The sequence below is a fragment of the Solirubrobacter ginsenosidimutans genome, from assembly GCF_027587205.1.
In genome coordinates, this window is record NZ_JAPDOD010000016.1 from 102,848 (window position 1) to 117,955 (window position 15,108).

At 72.1% G+C, this 15,108-nt stretch carries 15 protein-coding genes; 2 read left to right on the forward strand and 13 right to left on the reverse strand.

Annotated features, from left to right (window positions below; translation table 11 throughout):
- Positions 1-31: 31 nt before the first annotated feature.
- Genes OM076_RS17745 through OM076_RS17790 form a run of 10 tightly spaced genes read right to left on the reverse strand, consistent with a single transcriptional unit; the run spans position 32 to position 10,518 of the window.
- Positions 32-1,174, reverse strand: a complete 1,143-nt coding sequence (locus OM076_RS17745) for a cytochrome P450 (RefSeq protein ID WP_270041370.1) — start codon at positions 1,172-1,174, stop codon at positions 32-34.
- Positions 1,171-2,163: an ABC transporter permease gene (locus OM076_RS17750; protein WP_270041371.1), complete on the reverse strand. Its 993-nt coding sequence runs from the start codon at positions 2,161-2,163 to the stop codon at positions 1,171-1,173. Before OM076_RS17750 ends, OM076_RS17745 begins: the two co-directional genes overlap by 4 nt.
- Positions 2,160-3,572 carry a sugar ABC transporter ATP-binding protein gene (locus OM076_RS17755; RefSeq protein ID WP_270041372.1) on the reverse strand — a complete coding sequence of 471 codons (1,413 nt, stop codon included), beginning with the start codon at positions 3,570-3,572 and terminating at the stop codon, positions 2,160-2,162. Before OM076_RS17755 ends, OM076_RS17750 begins: the two co-directional genes overlap by 4 nt.
- The gene (locus tag OM076_RS17760; RefSeq protein WP_270041373.1) at positions 3,569-4,654 is read right to left on the reverse strand and encodes a sugar ABC transporter substrate-binding protein; all 1,086 of its coding nucleotides are present in this window, start codon (positions 4,652-4,654) and stop codon (positions 3,569-3,571) included. The genes OM076_RS17755 and OM076_RS17760 overlap by 4 nt, the downstream gene beginning before the upstream one ends.
- 21 nt (positions 4,655-4,675) lie before the next feature.
- Positions 4,676-6,199, reverse strand: a complete 1,524-nt coding sequence (locus OM076_RS17765; protein WP_270041374.1) for a bifunctional 3-(3-hydroxy-phenyl)propionate/3-hydroxycinnamic acid hydroxylase — start codon at positions 6,197-6,199, stop codon at positions 4,676-4,678.
- Complete coding sequence (locus OM076_RS17770; protein ID WP_270041375.1) at positions 6,196-6,870, reverse strand: creatininase family protein; 675 nt, start codon at positions 6,868-6,870, stop codon at positions 6,196-6,198. Before OM076_RS17770 ends, OM076_RS17765 begins: the two co-directional genes overlap by 4 nt.
- Entirely contained in the window at positions 6,867-8,120 is a 1,254-nt protein-coding gene (hisD, locus tag OM076_RS17775; protein WP_270041376.1) for a histidinol dehydrogenase, read from the reverse strand. Before hisD ends, OM076_RS17770 begins: the two co-directional genes overlap by 4 nt.
- Before the next feature lie 12 nt (positions 8,121-8,132).
- A complete protein-coding gene (locus OM076_RS17780) occupies positions 8,133-8,843 on the reverse strand; it encodes an SDR family NAD(P)-dependent oxidoreductase (RefSeq protein ID WP_270041377.1) in 711 nt (236 codons plus the stop codon).
- Positions 8,840-9,694 (reverse strand): VOC family protein, encoded by an 855-nt coding sequence (locus OM076_RS17785; RefSeq protein ID WP_270041378.1) that lies wholly within the window; start codon positions 9,692-9,694, stop codon positions 8,840-8,842. Before OM076_RS17785 ends, OM076_RS17780 begins: the two co-directional genes overlap by 4 nt.
- Positions 9,694-10,518: a fumarylacetoacetate hydrolase family protein gene (locus tag OM076_RS17790; protein ID WP_270041379.1), complete on the reverse strand. Its 825-nt coding sequence runs from the start codon at positions 10,516-10,518 to the stop codon at positions 9,694-9,696. Before OM076_RS17790 ends, OM076_RS17785 begins: the two co-directional genes overlap by 1 nt.
- Before the next feature lie 111 nt (positions 10,519-10,629).
- Between OM076_RS17790 and OM076_RS17795 the strand changes: the two genes are divergently transcribed.
- Positions 10,630-11,535, forward strand: a complete 906-nt coding sequence (locus tag OM076_RS17795) for a LysR family transcriptional regulator (protein ID WP_270041380.1) — start codon at positions 10,630-10,632, stop codon at positions 11,533-11,535.
- On the opposite strand, the gene OM076_RS17800 is transcribed toward OM076_RS17795, so the two are convergent.
- Positions 11,532-12,002, reverse strand: a complete 471-nt coding sequence (locus OM076_RS17800; RefSeq protein ID WP_270041381.1) for a winged helix-turn-helix transcriptional regulator — start codon at positions 12,000-12,002, stop codon at positions 11,532-11,534. The genes OM076_RS17795 and OM076_RS17800 overlap by 4 nt on opposite strands.
- 56 nt (positions 12,003-12,058) lie before the next feature.
- Here OM076_RS17800 and OM076_RS17805 point away from each other — a divergent pair, with 56 nt between their 5' ends.
- Positions 12,059-13,300, forward strand: coding sequence for an MFS transporter (locus OM076_RS17805; protein ID WP_270041382.1), 1,242 nt, complete (start codon positions 12,059-12,061; stop codon positions 13,298-13,300).
- Here the strand turns inward: OM076_RS17805 and OM076_RS17810 are convergent.
- Both OM076_RS17810 and OM076_RS17815 read right to left on the reverse strand, forming a co-directional pair.
- Positions 13,246-14,271, reverse strand: coding sequence for a 1-acyl-sn-glycerol-3-phosphate acyltransferase (locus OM076_RS17810; protein ID WP_270041383.1), 1,026 nt, complete (start codon positions 14,269-14,271; stop codon positions 13,246-13,248). The two genes, OM076_RS17805 and OM076_RS17810, sit on opposite strands and share 55 nt — an antisense overlap.
- Complete coding sequence (locus OM076_RS17815) at positions 14,268-15,095, reverse strand: patatin-like phospholipase family protein (protein ID WP_270041384.1); 828 nt, start codon at positions 15,093-15,095, stop codon at positions 14,268-14,270. Before OM076_RS17815 ends, OM076_RS17810 begins: the two co-directional genes overlap by 4 nt.
- Between the last annotated feature and the right edge of the window lie 13 nt (positions 15,096-15,108).

A 15,108-nucleotide genomic window follows, 5' to 3' on the forward strand; every position in this document is an offset into this window, starting at 1 on the left:
TGCCCTCTATGACCGCCCTCCTCCCGAAAACTCATCGCACTTCGACGAGAAATTTCTCCAAGGTCTGCGTCGTGAGCGTCGGGGCGTAGTCCAGCGGCTGGTCAGGGACCGCCCGCAGGCCCGGGTGACGGTCGAGCAGCACGTCGAGCGCCACCCGCGCCTCAAGCCGCGCGAGCGGCGCGCCGAGGCAGAAGTGCGTCCAGCGGCCGAAGGCGAGATGGTCCTGCTTCGGGCGATCGAGGTCGAAGTCGCGCGGAGCGGGGAACCGCGCCGGGTCGTGGTTGGCGGCCGCGAACAGCACGTGGACGATGTCACCGGCCGCGATCTCAGCGCCGCCGACCACGACGTCGCGGGTCGCGCGGCGGAAGAGGCCTTTGCTCGACCCGCGCCGGCGCAGCGTCTCCTCGACCGCCACCGGGACCAGCGACCGGTCCGCCCGCACGCGCTCCCAGCGCGCGCGATCCTCGAGCAGGAACGCGACCATGTGCGCGATCAGGTTCGCGGTCGTGTCGTTGCCGGCGATCACCAGCTCGAGCGCCAGCGTGACGACGTCCTCGTGATCCAGGTCGGGCGCGGCCAGGACGGAGATCACATCGTCGCGCGGGTCGACGCGGCGCGCCTCGATCAAGGCGTGAGTCCGGGCCATCACCGCCCGCATCCGGGCGATCCGCGCTGGGTCTCCCCCGTCCTCCGACCCCGCGGCGGGCGTGGCGAGCACGAGGAAGTCCTCCGTCCACTGCCGCAGCTCCGGCCCCTCGGACGCCTCGAAGCCGAGGATCTTGGTGATCACCCGCAGCGGGAGCGCGTTCGCGTACTCCGCCATCAGGTCCGCCCGCAACGCCTCGGCCAGCTCGTGACAGGTCGCGACGATGAACGGCTCCAGCTCCGTCACTCTTCGCGGGGTGAACGCGCGTTGCATGCGCTTGCGCAGCTGCGTGTGCTCCGGTGGGTCCTTGGCCACGAGCATTCGTGGCCGCGGGAACCCGCGCAGGGCGAACGCGTCGGCCGACGAGAACGTGGCGGTGTCGCGCAGGACCGCGAGCACCTCGTCGTAGCCGGTGACCGACCAGAGGCCGAGCTGCTCGTCGTAGAACACCGGCGGGCGCTGGGCCCACGCCGGATACGGGTCGCGCAGCTGCTCCGGTGACAGCGGGTCGTACGGACAGACGGTCATGCCGACTTCCGCGAGAGCCGCGCGAGCGTGACCGCGATCAGCAGCGCCGCGCCGTTGAAGAGCTGCTGCACGAACGGCTGCGCGCCCTCCTGCTGCAGCCCGGTAATGCCGGTCGCCACGAGGTAGACGGCGATCAAAGTGCCGATCGCGTTGAAACGCCCCGGGCGAATCGAGGTCGCGCCCAGGAACGCGCCCGCGAAGGCCGGCAGCAGCGCGCCGAGGCCGACCGTCGGCGACGACGCGCCGAGGATCATCACGCTCAGGCATCCCGACAGCGCCGCCAGCAGCGCGGCGAAGACGAACACCTGGACGGTGCGCCGCTCGGTGCGCACCCCCGCCAGCAGCGCCGCGCGGTCGTTGCCGCCGGTGGCGTAGCACTCGCGCCCCCACGGCGTGTACTCCAGCGCGAGCCACAGCACCGCGCACGCGACGAGCACGTAGACGAACGGCAGCGGCACCCCGAGCACGGAATTGCGCCCGAGGTCGGTGAACAGCGCCGGCAGCGCGCCGGTGATGGTCACGTCCTTGGTCAGCCATTGCGTGAGGCCGAGGACGAGGATGCCGACGCCGAGCGTCGCCACGAACGAGTTGAGCTTGACCTTGGCGACCAGGACGCCGTTGACGAGGCCGATCAGCAGCCCGGCGGCGAGCGTGACGAGGATCGCGGCGCCGGCGGGCACGCCCTCGTTGATGATCAGGTGCGCGCAGAGGCCCTGCGCGAGCCCGAACTGGTAGCCGATCGAGATGTCGAACTGGCCGACGACCAGCGGCAGCATCGCCGCCAGCGCCAGCAGCGCGACCGTCGCCTGCGTGGACGCGATCGTCTGCGCATTGGCGACGGTCGGGAAGATCTCGGGGTTGAGCAGGCTGAAGAGCCCGACGATCGCGGCGAAGACCACGATCAGCGCGTACTTCTGGCCCGCCGCGGCGCCGAGGCGCTTCAGCCGGCCGGTGTCCCGCGTCACGGGCGGGGCGAGGGCGGTACTCACAGCGTCACCTCCGTCAAGTTCGAGCTTCCGTACGCGGCGCGCGCGAGGCGCTCCGCGGTGAGCTGGTCGCGCGACAGCTCGTCGGCGACGCGCCCGTGGCGCATGACCAGCGCGCGATCGGCGACCGCGGCGATCTCCTCGAAGTCCGTCGAGGCGAGCACGATCGCGGCACCGTCGGCGGCGCACTCGCGCAGGAACCCGTGGAGCGCGAGGCGCGAGCCGACGTCGACGCCCGCGGTCGGGTCGTCGAGCACGAGCAGCCGCGGCTTGGCGTGCAGTGCGCGGGCGAAGATCACCTTCTGCTGGTTGCCGCCGCTGAGCGAGGCGAGCGGCCGCTCGACCGCGTCGCGCGGACGCACGTCGAAGCGCCGCACGAGCTCCGCCGCGGCAGCCCGCTCGCCCCGCGGCCGGCGGGCGAGAAACAGGTTCTCGCGCACCGCGAGATCGAGCACGGCGCCCTCGCGAACCCGATCCCCGGGCACGTACGCTACGCCCGCCTGGGCCAGCGCGTACGGATCTCCGAGGGGCAGCTCGTGATCGTGGAGTGTCGCCGAGCAGTCTCCTGAGGCGGCGCCGCCCAGCACCCGCGCGACGTCCCGCGAGCCCGAGCCGATCAGGCCGCAGACGCCGAGGATCTCGCCCGCGCGCACGTCGAACGAGACGGCGCCGTCGACCCGCAGGGCAACCTCTCCCAACGGGCGCTCCTCGCGCACCGCCGGCTCCAACGCGTCGCCGAGGATCCACGAGACGAGCCCGTCGTGCGAGACGTCGGCGACGTCGGCGGTCGCGACCCGGCGACCGTCGCGCAGCACCGTGACGCGGTCTGCGAGGTCGAAGACCTCTTCGAGCCGGTGGGTGACGTAGATGTAGGCGACGCCCGACTTCCGCGCCGCGCGCAGCGACGCCGCCAGCCGCGCCATCTCCGGTGCGGGCAGCGAGGAGGAGACCTCGTCGAGCACGATCGCGCCCGCGCCCGCCGAGACCGCGCGGGTCACCGCGACCATCACCTTCTGGTCCTGCGCGAGCGACCCGACCAGCGCCGACGGCGAGACGTCGACGCCGACGGACTCCAGCAGCGCGGCGACCCGCGCCGACGTCGCGGCGAACGAGATCAGCCCGCGCCGCCGCGTGTACCCGAGCTCGAGCGCGATGTTCTCGGCCACGCTGAGCTCGTCGATCAGGCCGAGGTCCTGGTGGACGAACGCGAGCCCGGAGCCGGCGACGATCGTCCCCGCGTCCCGCGCGACCACGCCCGCGAGGATCTTGATCAGCGTCGACTTGCCGGCGCCGTTCTCCCCGAGCAGCGCGTGGATCTCGCCCCGGCGCAGCGTCAGATCGACCCCGGACAGCGCCTGCGCCCCACCGAACGCCTTGCTCAGCCCGCGGATCTCGAGGGCGAGCTCGCTCACCGTCCCCAGAGCTCCTTGTACGCGGCCTGGTAGTCGACATCGCCGGTCCAGCCCTTGCCCGATGGCACGTTGGACTTGTCGAACAGCCGCTGCGGCAACACCGCGTTCTGCACCGGCGAGCCGGCCATGTGGCGGACGAGCAGGTCGACCGCAGCCCAGCCGCCCCACGGCGGAACGGTGGCGAGGTCGACCGCCTGGCCGCCGGTCTGGACGCCCTGGATGCCGTTCGGGTCGCCCTCGGCGCCGACCATCTTCACCGTGCCCGCCTTACCGGCCGACCGGATGCCCTGCCCCGCGAAGATGCCGCTCGAGTCAAACGGCGCGACCACGTACCCGACGTCCGGATGGCGCTGCAGCGAGGAGGTGACGGCGCCCGCGAGCTGCTGCGCCATCGTGCCGATGTTGAACTCGACGGTGTCTGACACCGTGCACCCGGGACAGGCGGCCTTGAGCTCGTCCAGCAGCGCGGTGTTGCGCTTGACCAGCTCCGGGAAGGCCTTCTCGTCGAGCATCAGGACCTTGGCCTTGCCGCCGGAGTCCTTGATGATCCAGTCGGCGAGGATCTTCCCGCCCAGCGCGTGGTCGGTGGACGCATAGCCGTCCACGGTCGCCGAGCCGAGCTTCGGGATGAAGGTCGACACGACCGGGATGCCCGCGTCCTTGGCCTTGGCCAGCGCGCCCGCCACGAGCTGCGGGTCGACCGCGAGCAGCACGATGCCGTCCGCCTTGGCCGTCACGGCCTGCTGGATCGCGCTGTTCCACGTCGCGGGATCGCCCTTGCCGTCGGCGACGGTGACGTTCCACCCGAGCACCTTGCCCGCCTCCTGCACGCCGATCCCGCCCTGCACGCAGCCGTAGCCCTGCGAGCTGCAGGTGATCGCGACGACGCGCTTGCCCGTGGGTGCCTTCACGGCATCGCCGGCGGCGGCGAACTTCTGCACCGGCGCCATCGCGGTGCTGACGGTGTCGGTGACGGTCGCGCTGGCGCCGCCGGACGCCGGCGCGGCGCTCTTGGTGTCGCTTGACGAGCCGCACGCGGCCAGGGTCAGCCCAGCCGCCAGCACGGCGACGAATGCACGCATGATCTCTCTCCTCCGATGGATTTAGACGGCGACGGGAACGCGCAGCCGCGCTGCGAGGTCGTCGACGAGGGCCGGCAGCTCGGCCAAGGTGGGCGCGGCGCCGAAGACGTAGAAGTCCGGGCGGGCGATCGAGACCTCGATCCCGCGCACGGCGAAATGGTCGGCGTACTCCCCGCCGACGTGGGCGAAGACGCAGCCGAGCGACTCCAGGAACTCGACCTGCCCCGCGCGCAACACCGTGCGCGGGTCGGCGACGGTGCTGAGCACCTGCCAGCGGCCGGCGGCGTGGTGCGCGCGATCGAACAGCTCGCCGTCGACCCGCCCCTGCAGCGACAGCTCACCCGCACACGGAGCGGCGGCGATCACGCCGTGGCGCACCTGCGGGAAGTCCGGAAGCGGCGGGCGGAAGCCGTCGCGGAACCGCTGATCGCGCTCGGCGGCGGCGTCCACGTCGGTGATGCACGGCACCCGCCCCGCCTCGAGCGAGATCACCGTCCAGTCGAGCACGTAGGGCCGCAGCTCCTCCTCGAACGTATCCAGGAGCGCATCCGACGCGAGCCCGCGGAGCACCAGGTCGAGCTTCCAGACCAGGTTCTTGGCGTCGCGCATCCCGCTGCACATGCCCTGGCCCATGAACGGCGGCATCGTGTGGGCGGCGTCGCCGATCAGGAACGTCCGCCCGCGGCGCCACTGCTCAGCCGTGCGCGCCTCGAACGTGTACACGAGCTGGCGCACGATCTCGAGATCGTCCGGGCCCAGCCCGAGATCCGCGAGCAGCCGCCACGCCGTCTCGGGCTTCTCGAGCTCCTCGACCGTCTCCCCCGGCAGCAGCGCCCACTCCCAGCGGCGGTGGCGCTTCCCGAGCGGCAGCACCGTGATCGGCCGGGCGGGATCGCAGATCTGGCCGCAGTCGAAGTCGAAGGTCAGCGGCCGCTTCATCCGCGCGTCGACGTCCAGCCAGCGCTCGTTGAAGCCGAGATCTGAGCGCTCGATGCCGAGCCAGCGGCGCACCGTGGACGACGCCCCGTCGGCGCCGATCAGGTAGCGCCCACGCAGCACGCGCTCCTCGTCGGTCACGATCGGCCGCGGGTTGCCGGGCTCGTAGACGGTCTTGCGCACGACGACCTCGACGTGGTCGTCGTGCTCCTCGAACGCGACCGCCTCCCACCCGCTCAGGACGGTCACCTCGGCGGCCGCCCGCACCCGCGACGCCAGCGCGTCCTCGAGCACCGGCTGGTACTGCATGTAGTCGGAGTTGTAACCCGAGACCGCCTTCGCGCCCCAGTCGAACTCGAGCAGGGTCTCCCCCGCCCCGTTGACCCAGCGGTAGTCGAGCGTGGGATAGGAGTCGGCGAGCACCGGGCCTTCGCAGTCCAGCGACTGCAGGATCCGGACGATCTCATGGTCGATGTGGCCGGCCCGCGGCAGGCCGTAGAGCCCTTGATGGCGCTCGATCACCGCGACCGAATGGCCCGCCTGGGCCGTCAGCGCCGCCATCGTGAGCCCCACCGGCCCCATCCCGACCTGGACGACGTCATAGATCATCGCTCGCTCCATTCCAGCCGCTCTCTCAACAGCTCCACCGCGGCGTCCCACACCCGCCGCGTGTCCTCCTCCGGCCGCTGGTACGGGCCGCCGGACGGCCCGTCGCCGAGCAGCTCCCGCACCGCGGCCGGGTCTGAAACGCCCGCGAAGGCGACGACCGGCTTGCGCCCCGCCGGCATCTCCACGCCCGGCAGCCGCACCGCGGCGAAGTTCTCCACCCACGACGCGTGCCCGACGTCGTCGATCTCCCCCGCCAGCCCCCAGATCTCCGGGTCGATCAGCCAGGAGTGGAAGCGCACCGACTCGTACTCCTCCGCCAGCCGCTGCGCCGGCAGGTTCCCGCCGTGCCCGTTGACCAGCAGGACGCGCCGGAAGCCCTGCTCCAGCAGCGAGTCGATCACGTCGCGCACGAGCGCCAGAAACGTCTCCTCGCGCAGGTTGATCGTGCCCGGGTAGGCGGTGAAGGTCGGCGTGAGGCCGAACGGCAGCGCCGGCAGCACCGGGATGCCGAGCGGCGCGGCGGCCTCGGCGGCGGCGAGCTCACAGAGGATCGCGTCGGTCCCGAGCGAGAGCACGCCGTGCTGCTCGGTCGAGCCGAGCGGGACGACCACGCGGTCGTCGCGCTCCAGATAGGCCTCGACCTGCATCCAGTTGGCGTCCCAGAGCCTCATGCCGGCACCCGCGCCATCCGCAGCCGCGCGGTGATCGCGTGGCCGTGCATCTCCTCGGCATCGCAGATCGCCGCCACGACGGGCGCGATTCGCGCCGTGCCCGCGTCGGTCAGCCGCTGGTAGGTCAGCGTCTTGAGGAACTTGCCGACCCACAGGCCGCCCGTGTAGCGGGCGGCGCGCTCGGTCGGGAGCACGTGGTTGACGCCGATCGCCTTGTCGCCGTAGGCGACCGTGGCGCGCTCGCCGACGAACAGCGAGCCGTAGTTAGTCAGGTGGGCCTCGAACCACGCGTCGTCGCGGGTCTGCACCTCGAGGTGCTCGGGCGCGTACTGATCGCTCACCCGCGCCATCTCCGCGTAGTCCTCGCACACCACGATCTCGCCGCGCGAGCGCCAGGCGGCGCCCGCGACCTCGGCCGTCGGCCACGTGTGCAGCCAGCGCTCGACCGCGTCGCGGACCGCGACGCCGAAGTCGAGCGAGTCCGTGACGAGGATCGCCGGCGACGTCGGCCCGTGCTCGGCCTGCCCGAGCAGGTCGGCGGCGACGAGATCCGGGTCGGCGCTCTCGTCGGCGAGCACGAGGATCTCCGACGGGCCCGCGATCAGATCGATCCCGACCGGTCCGAAGAGCTGGCGCTTGGCCTCGGCGACGTACGCGTTCCCGGGCCCGACGATCATGTCGACCGGCTCCAGGCCGTCGATCCCGAACGCCATCGCCGCGAGCGCCTGGACCCCGCCGAAGCAATAGACCTCGTCGGCCCCGGACGCCAGCATCGCGTAGAGCTGCGGCGGGTGGATGCCCTGCCCGCCCCGCGGCGGCGCGCAGGCGACGACCCGCGCCACGCCGGCCACCTTGGGGACCGCCACGGTCATGATCGAGGAGCCGATCAGCGGGTACTTGCCGCCCGGCGAGTAGGACCCGACGGCGTTGACCGGCACGTGGCGGTGGCCCAGGGTGATCCCGGGCAGGGTCTCGACCTCGAGGTCCCGCAACGTCGCCCGCTGCGCCGCGGCGAACCCGCGGACCTGGGTCAGAGAATCGTCGATGTGGTCGCGCAGCTCGACGGAGATCTCCGGGACCGTTTCGACGCGGAACGACGGCGGCGACCAGCCGTCGAGTGCCGCTGAGTAGCGCCGGACGGCCGGCTCGCCCTCGCGCTCGACGGCGAGGAGGATCTCGGAGACGGTGTCGCGCACCCCTTGGGTGATCGCCTCAGGCTGTGCGGCGGCGCGCTTCCAATATTCAGGCATTCGGGGTTCTCCTCACTGAGCGGTGTAACCGCCGTCGACGACGAGGCTCGTGCCGGTGATCAGGCGCGCGGCGGGCGAGCAGAGGAAGACGACGGCGCCGGTCACGTCGGCGGGCTCGCCGATGCGGCCGAGCGGGATCGCGGCCTCGGTAGCGGATTCGAAGGCCGCGTCCGCGAAGAACGGCGCGGTCATCGGCGTGCGGATGTAGGTGGGCGCGACGGCGTTGACGCGGACGCCGCGGGGCGCCAGCTCGACGGCGAGCGCCTTGGTCAGGCCCTCGAGCGCGTGCTTGCTGGCGCAGTAGACGGTGCGGTTGGCCGCGCCCACGTGGCCCATCTGCGAGCTCACGAAGACGATCGACCCGCGGCCGCGGGCGGCCATCCCGCGTGCGACGGCCTGGGCGGTGAAGAACGCCGCCCTCAGGTTGAGGTCGAGGATCAGATCGAAGGTCTCACCCTCGACCTCCAGGAACGGCTCGGGCACGTTGGTGCCCGCGCTCACCACCAGGATGTCGGCCTCCGGAAGCGCGCGCACCGCGTCCGGATCGGTCACGTCGCACGGCAGCGCGCGGCAACCGTCGAGCGTCTCCAGGTCGGCCGCCGTGCGCGCGACCGCCGTCACGTTCGCCCCCGCCGCGGCCAGGGCGCCCGCGATCGCGCGGCCGAGCCCACGGCCCGCGCCGGTGACGAGCGCGGCCTGGCCGGTGAGGGCGAACGAGGTCATGCGACGACCGGGACCGCGATCGGCGTTGCCGCGTCGACGAACTCGGCCGGCGGCGCCGGGTTGCCCCAGCGGTTGACGGTCAGCGGCTCATCCGGCCAGACGCGCGGCTCGTAGGCCCCCTCGTCCTCGATGCGCTGGATGCCCGCCGAGTACTCGACCACCGCGCCGTCGCCGTCGCGGAAGTAGCAGAAGTAGTTGTCGCCGATGCCGTGGTGGCCGGGCCCCCAGAGGAACGTGCCGCCGTGCTGGAGCAGGTGGTCGCCGACCCGCGCGAACGTCGCGAACGCGTCGAGCTGCCACGCGTAGTGGTGCAGCGCGTCGACGCCGGCGCCGATCACGCTCACGCCGTGGTGCTCGTCGCTCGCGCGCAGCCAGGAGACGGCGTCCTCGGCGCGGTCGGAGAGCCGCAGGCCGAGCACGTCGATCAGGACGGCCTCGAGCTCGTCCTTGCACGTCGACTTGACGGTGACGTGCTCGAACTTCAGCGGCCGCGGGGCGACGCTGTCGTAGTGGCGCGGCTGGTCGTGCGCCATGCCGTGGAAGACTTCGATCACGAAGCCGCCGGGCGCGAGGAAGCGGAACGCATCGGCGACGCCGGGCGAGCCGCGCTCGATCACGTCCACCCGCACCTCGATCGCCGCGAAGGTCTGGCGGTCGACCTCGAACGCGATGTGGTCGAGCGCCGAGCGCGAGCCCGCGTGCAGCGAGAGCTCGTGATGGCGGTCGTTGCAGGTGAGGTACGCCACGTCGCGTTCACGCGCGGAGACCCGCAGCCCGAGGATCCGCTCCGCGTACGCGACGCTCGCCTCGAGATCGGCGACCTGCAGCCCGACGTGGCCGACGCGCAGCATCAGGACTCCACGGCGACGAGCGCCGCGACCCGGTTGGCCAGCACGCCCAGGCCTTCGATCTCGACCTCGACGACGTCGCCGTCTCCCAGCAGCACCTGCGGCGAGCGCGAGATGCCGACGCCCGCGGGCGTGCCCGTGGCGATGATGTCGCCGACCTCGAGCGTCATCAGGCGCGAGACGAACGCGATCGTCTCCGCGACGCCGAAGATCATCTGGCTCGTGTGACCGTCCTGGACCGTCTCGCCGTTGACCCGCGCGCGGATCGCGAGGTCCTGCAGGTCGCCGAGCTCGTCGAGCGTGACCAGCGCGGGCCCGCAGGGCGCGAAGGTGTCGATCGCCTTACCCGCCATCCACTGCGAGGTCGCGTGCTGGATGTCACGGGCGGTGACGTCGTTGAAGGCCATCGCCCCCGCGACGTGCTCGAGCGCGTCCTCGGCCGCGATGGCCTTGCCGCGCCTGCCGATCACGATCGCCAGCTCGGCCTCATAGTCGAACTGCGAGCCGACGCCGGGAAGCACGATCGGCGACGCCGGCCCGGTCAGCGAGTTGCGGAACTTCGCGAACAGCATCGGCGCCGCCGGCAGCGCGAGGCCGGACTCGGCCGCGTGGTCGCGGTAGTTGAGCCCGAGGCAGACGATCTTGTCGGGGTCGGTGATCGGCGCCCCGAGCTCCAGCTCGTCCAGCGCGCCGACCCGCTCCCCCGCCTCGATCGCGCCGGCCTCCAGCGCCGCACGCGTGGTGGCGAACCCGGTGTCGAAGACGTCGCCGCCCAGCACGACGCCGGACCGGGCAAGGCCGTTCCTCTGGTACGTGACCAGTCGCATCTCTCTCCTTCGTCAGAGCCGGCGAGGAAGGTGCCGGCGACAGGAGAGAGCTTCGTGCGCAACCGCACGAAAGTCCAAGACCTTTGCTATCGCGATCAATACGATCGCGACATGGATGCTGAGCCGACCGGCCAGCTCGATCTCGACCTCCGCAAGCTGCGCTACTTCGTCGCCGTCGCGGAAGAGCTGCACTTCGGCCGTGCCGCCGAGCGGCTCTACCTCGCCCAGCCGGTGCTCAGCCGGCAGATCCAGAAGCTCGAGCAGGAGCTGGGCGTGACGCTGTTCGAGCGCACCAGCCGCAACGTCGCCCTGACCAGCGCGGGCCGCCAACTGGTCGACGAGGCGCGCCCGCTGCTGGCTGCCGGCGACGCCGCCCGACGGCGCGTCCGCCAGGCCGCGGAGGCGCGGCCGACGCTGACCGTCGGCTTCTTCACCGGCGACACGACCGTCACCCGCGCGATCCGCCTCTTCCGCGACCGCCGCCCCGACGTGACGACCCAGGTGCGCCGGATCTACTGGTCGGACCAGGCGCAGGTGCTGCTCGACGGCGCCGCCGACGTCGCCTTCGTCCACCTGCCGATCGACGAGCGCGGGCTCGAGCTCGTCCCGCTCTACGCCGAGGAGCGCGTCGCGCTGCTGGCCGCCGATCACCCGCTCGCCGGGCAGGCGTCGATCAGCATCACGCAGCTGGCCGAGGATCCGGTGGTGCTGCACCGCGACGCGAGCGACGCCTGGGAGGCGTTCCACAACCAGAACCCGCGCCCGGACGGTCACGTCGCGCCGGCGGGGCCGACGGTGAGCAACCTCGAGGAGAAGCTCGAGGTGATCGCGTCGGGCGCGGCGATCAGCTTCGTCCCGCTGTCGGTCGCCGGCGCCGCGCACCACCAGCCGGGCGTGGCGTTCGTGCCGGTGGCCGACATCCCGCCAACGCAGGTCTGCCTGGCCTACAACAGCGCGCGGCACACGCCGCTGATCGCCGGCTTCGCCGAAGCCGCGCGAGAAGCGGCGACGAGCTAGGCGGCCGCGCGGACGCGCATGCCCGGGCCCGGCCGGCGCTCGAGCTCCGCGAGCGGCACCTCGTGCCCGTGCTCGCACATCAGCTTCACGCCCACCGATCCGCCGCAGTCCTTGTGCGTGATCAGCAGCGACGGACCCTCGGGGCCGGCGAGGTACTTGTCACCCCATTGCCGCAGCGCGGAGAGCACCGGGTAGAGGTCGGCGCCCTTCTCGGTCAGGTGGTACTCGAAGCGCTTGCGCTGCCCCGGCTCCTGGTAGTCGCGGCGCTCGAGCACGCCGTGCTCGACGAGGTGGTCGAGGCGGGCGCTGAGCACCGACTTGGACACGCCCATGTGCGCCTGCATGTCGCTGAAGCGGTGGACGCCCCACACGACCTCGCGCAGGATCAGCACAACCCACGGCTGACCCACGAGCTCGACGGTGCGCCCGAGTGAACAGTTGGAGTTGTCGACGTCCAGGTATTCCATACGACTCATGATAGCTGGGTTTGACAGAAGAACCTAGCCTGCTAGTCTGCTTCGACATGCTGAGTACGCAAATCGAACCTAGGACCGAACGCCGCACGTTGACGCCTCGCGTCGCTTACGCCCACGTCGCGGCCGTGATCGGCCTCGCGCTGTTCGCGTCCGGCACTCCTTCTCCCCTCTACGGCACCTACCGGGAGCTCTTCGGGTTCTCGCCGGTCGTGCTGACGCTGATCTACGCGACGTACGCCTTCGGCGTCCTCGCCGCGCTGCTGCTCGCCGGCCGGATCTCCGACGAGATCGGCCGCCGTCCGGTCCTGCTCGCCGCCCTCGCCACGCTGATGGCGACGTCGGTGCTGTTCATGCTCGCCGACTCGACCGTGTGGCTGTTCATCGCCCGCGGGATCCAGGGACTCGCCACCGGCCTCGCCCTCGGCGCCGCCAGCGCGTCGCTGCTCGACCTGCACCCCAAGCGCAACCCGGCCGCCGTCGGCCTGACCAACGGCGTCGTCAGCGCGGGTGGCATGGGCCTCGGCATCCTCATCTCCGCCTTCCTGGTCCAGCTCGCGCCCGCCCCGCGCGTCCTGCCCTACGTCGTCCTCTTCGTCCTGTTCGCGATCGCCTTCGTGGGCGCGCTCTTCATGCCCGAGCCGGTCGAGGCGCAGGGCCGCCCGCGGCTGACCCCGCAGCGGCCGAGCATTCCCCCGGTCGTCCGCCGGTCCTTCTTCCTCGCCGCGCTCGCCGTGATCTCCAGCTGGTCGATCGGCGGCCTGTTCATCTCGCTCGGCCCGGCCCTCGCGGCCCAGCTCCTGCACACCGACAACCACCTCGTCACCGGCCTCGGCGTCTTCGCCCTGGCGGGCTCGGGCGCCCTCGCCCAGGTCGTCTTCGGCCGCAGCGCGCCCTGGATGGGCACGGCGCTCGGCTCGCTCGCCCTCGCGGCGGGCATGCTCGCGATCGTCCTCGCGGCCTCGACCGAGACGACCGCCCTGTTCTGGATCGGCGCCGTCGTCGGTGGCGCCGGGTTCGGCGTCGCCTTCCTCGGCGGCCTGCGCGCGCTGTCGAGCGCGATCCCGCCGCAGCACCGCGCCGAGGTCATGTCGGCCTTCTACATCGTCGCCTACCTGGCGATCTCGGTCCCCGCGATCATCGCGGGCGTGCTGGTCACGCCGCTCGGGCTGGAGTCGACGTTCGAGATCTTCGGGTCCGCGATCGCCGCGCTCGCCGTCGGCGTCGCGTTCGAGGCCTACCGCACGCGGCCGGCGGCGGTTGCGCGCCGGGTCGCCATCGAGCTCGCCTGAGCCTGGGCCGCTCGCTGCTCGCCGACCCACGCGTCGAGCGTCTCCCACCAGGCGAACAGCCAACTGATGCGGTCCTCCGTGCCGGCCGGGATCTCCCCGGCCGGCACGTGCCACAGCTGGACCAGGATCGGCGTGCGCTCCGGCAGCTCGCGCCACACCTGGCCGAAACCGTCGGGGAAGCCATGGTGGGCGAAGAAGACGACGTCGGCGTCGGGCGCGCTCTCCAGCGCCGCGAGCGCTCCTCCCGGGCGCGGCGCGGAGAGGTTCGTCATCCGCTCCGCCTGCTCGGCCTGCTCGGTGTGACCGCGGTGCAGCAGGCGCTCGATGCTCCGCTTGCGCCGCTCGGTGGTGAAGTTGCCGCCCTCGGGGAAGATCAGCACCGCGTCCGTGGGCCCGAGATCGCGGCTCATCGCGGCGATCTCGACCTCGATGTCACCGCCACGCGGGTCGATGAAGCGGTTCGGCAGCCGGTTGCCGAGCATGCCGATCAGCGGGTCCAGCGCGAGCGCCTGGTGCATCACGATCCGCGGGTTGCGCTTGTGGCGCCGCAGCAGCATGTCGAGCACGAGCAGCGAGTCGCCCTCGCCGGAATGGACGCTGAGCGCCAGCACCGGCGTCTGCCGTGCGGCGAGGACCGCCTCGGCGGCGGCGGAGTCGCGGATCTCCACCCGCACGCGGGCGATCCGGAGCGCGGCCCGCGAGATCGTCCCGACGAACCAGCGCATCACGCCGTAGTGGGTGTGGGTGCCGCTGCGCGCGAGCAGGAGCATCGCGCCGACACTGGCGATGTGGGTGGTCGCCCAGGTCAGGATCAGCGCCAGCAGCCGCACCGGCCGGCGCCCGCCGAAGAGCAGCGACAGCAACGCCGATGCGACGGCCAGCGCCGGCGCGAAGACGATCAGCCCGAACTCGACGGCGAGGATCAACGGGGCGAAGACGCCGTGGCGGATCAGCGGCGACGGGAGCTTCACAGCCCGCGCTCGTCGAGGTAGGCGAGCGAGGCCACGTGGGCCTTCTCGATGCTCTCGCCCACACCCGCGCTGACCCTGTAGCGCAGCGCCGAGAGGTCGTTGTACTTCGGCGGCTCGGGCTGGCCGGTCGGCAGGATGTGGATCTCGACCCCCGCGGGCAGCGACGCGAGGTCCCCGAGATAGCGGTGGCGGCGGGCGATCTCGAACGCCACGAGCCCGACCTCCCACGGCCAGCGGGGCGGCTCCAGCGGCCGGTCCAGGCGTCCGACGTGCATCACGAAGATCCGCGTGGCGCCGAGCTCGACCGCCCGGTCGACCGGGATCGAGTTCACGATCCCGCCGTCGATGTAGTGCTCGCCGCCGATCTCGACCGGCGGCAGGATGCCCGGCACGGCGGCCGAGGCGAGGATCGCGTCGACGACGTCGCCGGCGGCGAACCAGTGCTCGGCGGCGCGTTCGATGCTGGCGGCGACGCATTGGAAGCGCACGGGCAGGTCCTCGATCAGCGCGATCGGGAGCGCCTCGGTGAGGGCGGCGCGCAGCGCCTCGTTGCCGTGCAGGTGGGTCTTCGTGCGCGCGAGCGTCGCGATCCGGTTGATGATCGAGCCGGCGAAGACGTCCGAGCGCTCGATGTCCGACCACGTGTCCTGCAGGCGCTGGACCATCGCCACGGTCGGGTCACTGGCGATGGCCGCACCGTTGATCGCGCCGACCGAGGTGCCGACGACGAGGTCGGGAGTGAGCCCGCGCTCGATCAGCGCGCGCAGCATCCCGACCTCGCTCGCACCGAGTTGGCCACCGCCGCCGAGCACGTACGCATCCATGCGCGGAACCTAG

Coding starts and splice junctions, on each gene's coding strand:
- OM076_RS17760 (WP_270041373.1), bottom strand. CDS start 4,654: ATGCGTGCATTCGTCGCCGTGCTGGCGGCTGGGCTGACCCTGGCCGCG.
- OM076_RS17780 (WP_270041377.1), bottom strand. CDS start 8,843: ATGACCTCGTTCGCCCTCACCGGCCAGGCCGCGCTCGTCACCGGCGCG.
- OM076_RS17800 (WP_270041381.1), bottom strand. CDS start 12,002: ATGGAATACCTGGACGTCGACAACTCCAACTGTTCACTCGGGCGCACC.
- hisD (WP_270041376.1), bottom strand. CDS start 8,120: ATGCCTGAATATTGGAAGCGCGCCGCCGCACAGCCTGAGGCGATCACC.
- OM076_RS17745 (WP_270041370.1), bottom strand. CDS start 1,174: ATGACCGTCTGTCCGTACGACCCGCTGTCACCGGAGCAGCTGCGCGAC.
- OM076_RS17815 (WP_270041384.1), bottom strand. CDS start 15,095: ATGGATGCGTACGTGCTCGGCGGCGGTGGCCAACTCGGTGCGAGCGAG.
- OM076_RS17790 (WP_270041379.1), bottom strand. CDS start 10,518: ATGCGACTGGTCACGTACCAGAGGAACGGCCTTGCCCGGTCCGGCGTC.
- OM076_RS17765 (WP_270041374.1), bottom strand. CDS start 6,199: ATGATCTATGACGTCGTCCAGGTCGGGATGGGGCCGGTGGGGCTCACG.
- OM076_RS17805 (WP_270041382.1), top strand. CDS start 12,059: ATGCTGAGTACGCAAATCGAACCTAGGACCGAACGCCGCACGTTGACG.
- OM076_RS17770 (WP_270041375.1), bottom strand. CDS start 6,870: ATGAGGCTCTGGGACGCCAACTGGATGCAGGTCGAGGCCTATCTGGAG.
- OM076_RS17785 (WP_270041378.1), bottom strand. CDS start 9,694: ATGCTGCGCGTCGGCCACGTCGGGCTGCAGGTCGCCGATCTCGAGGCG.
- OM076_RS17795 (WP_270041380.1), top strand. CDS start 10,630: ATGGATGCTGAGCCGACCGGCCAGCTCGATCTCGACCTCCGCAAGCTG.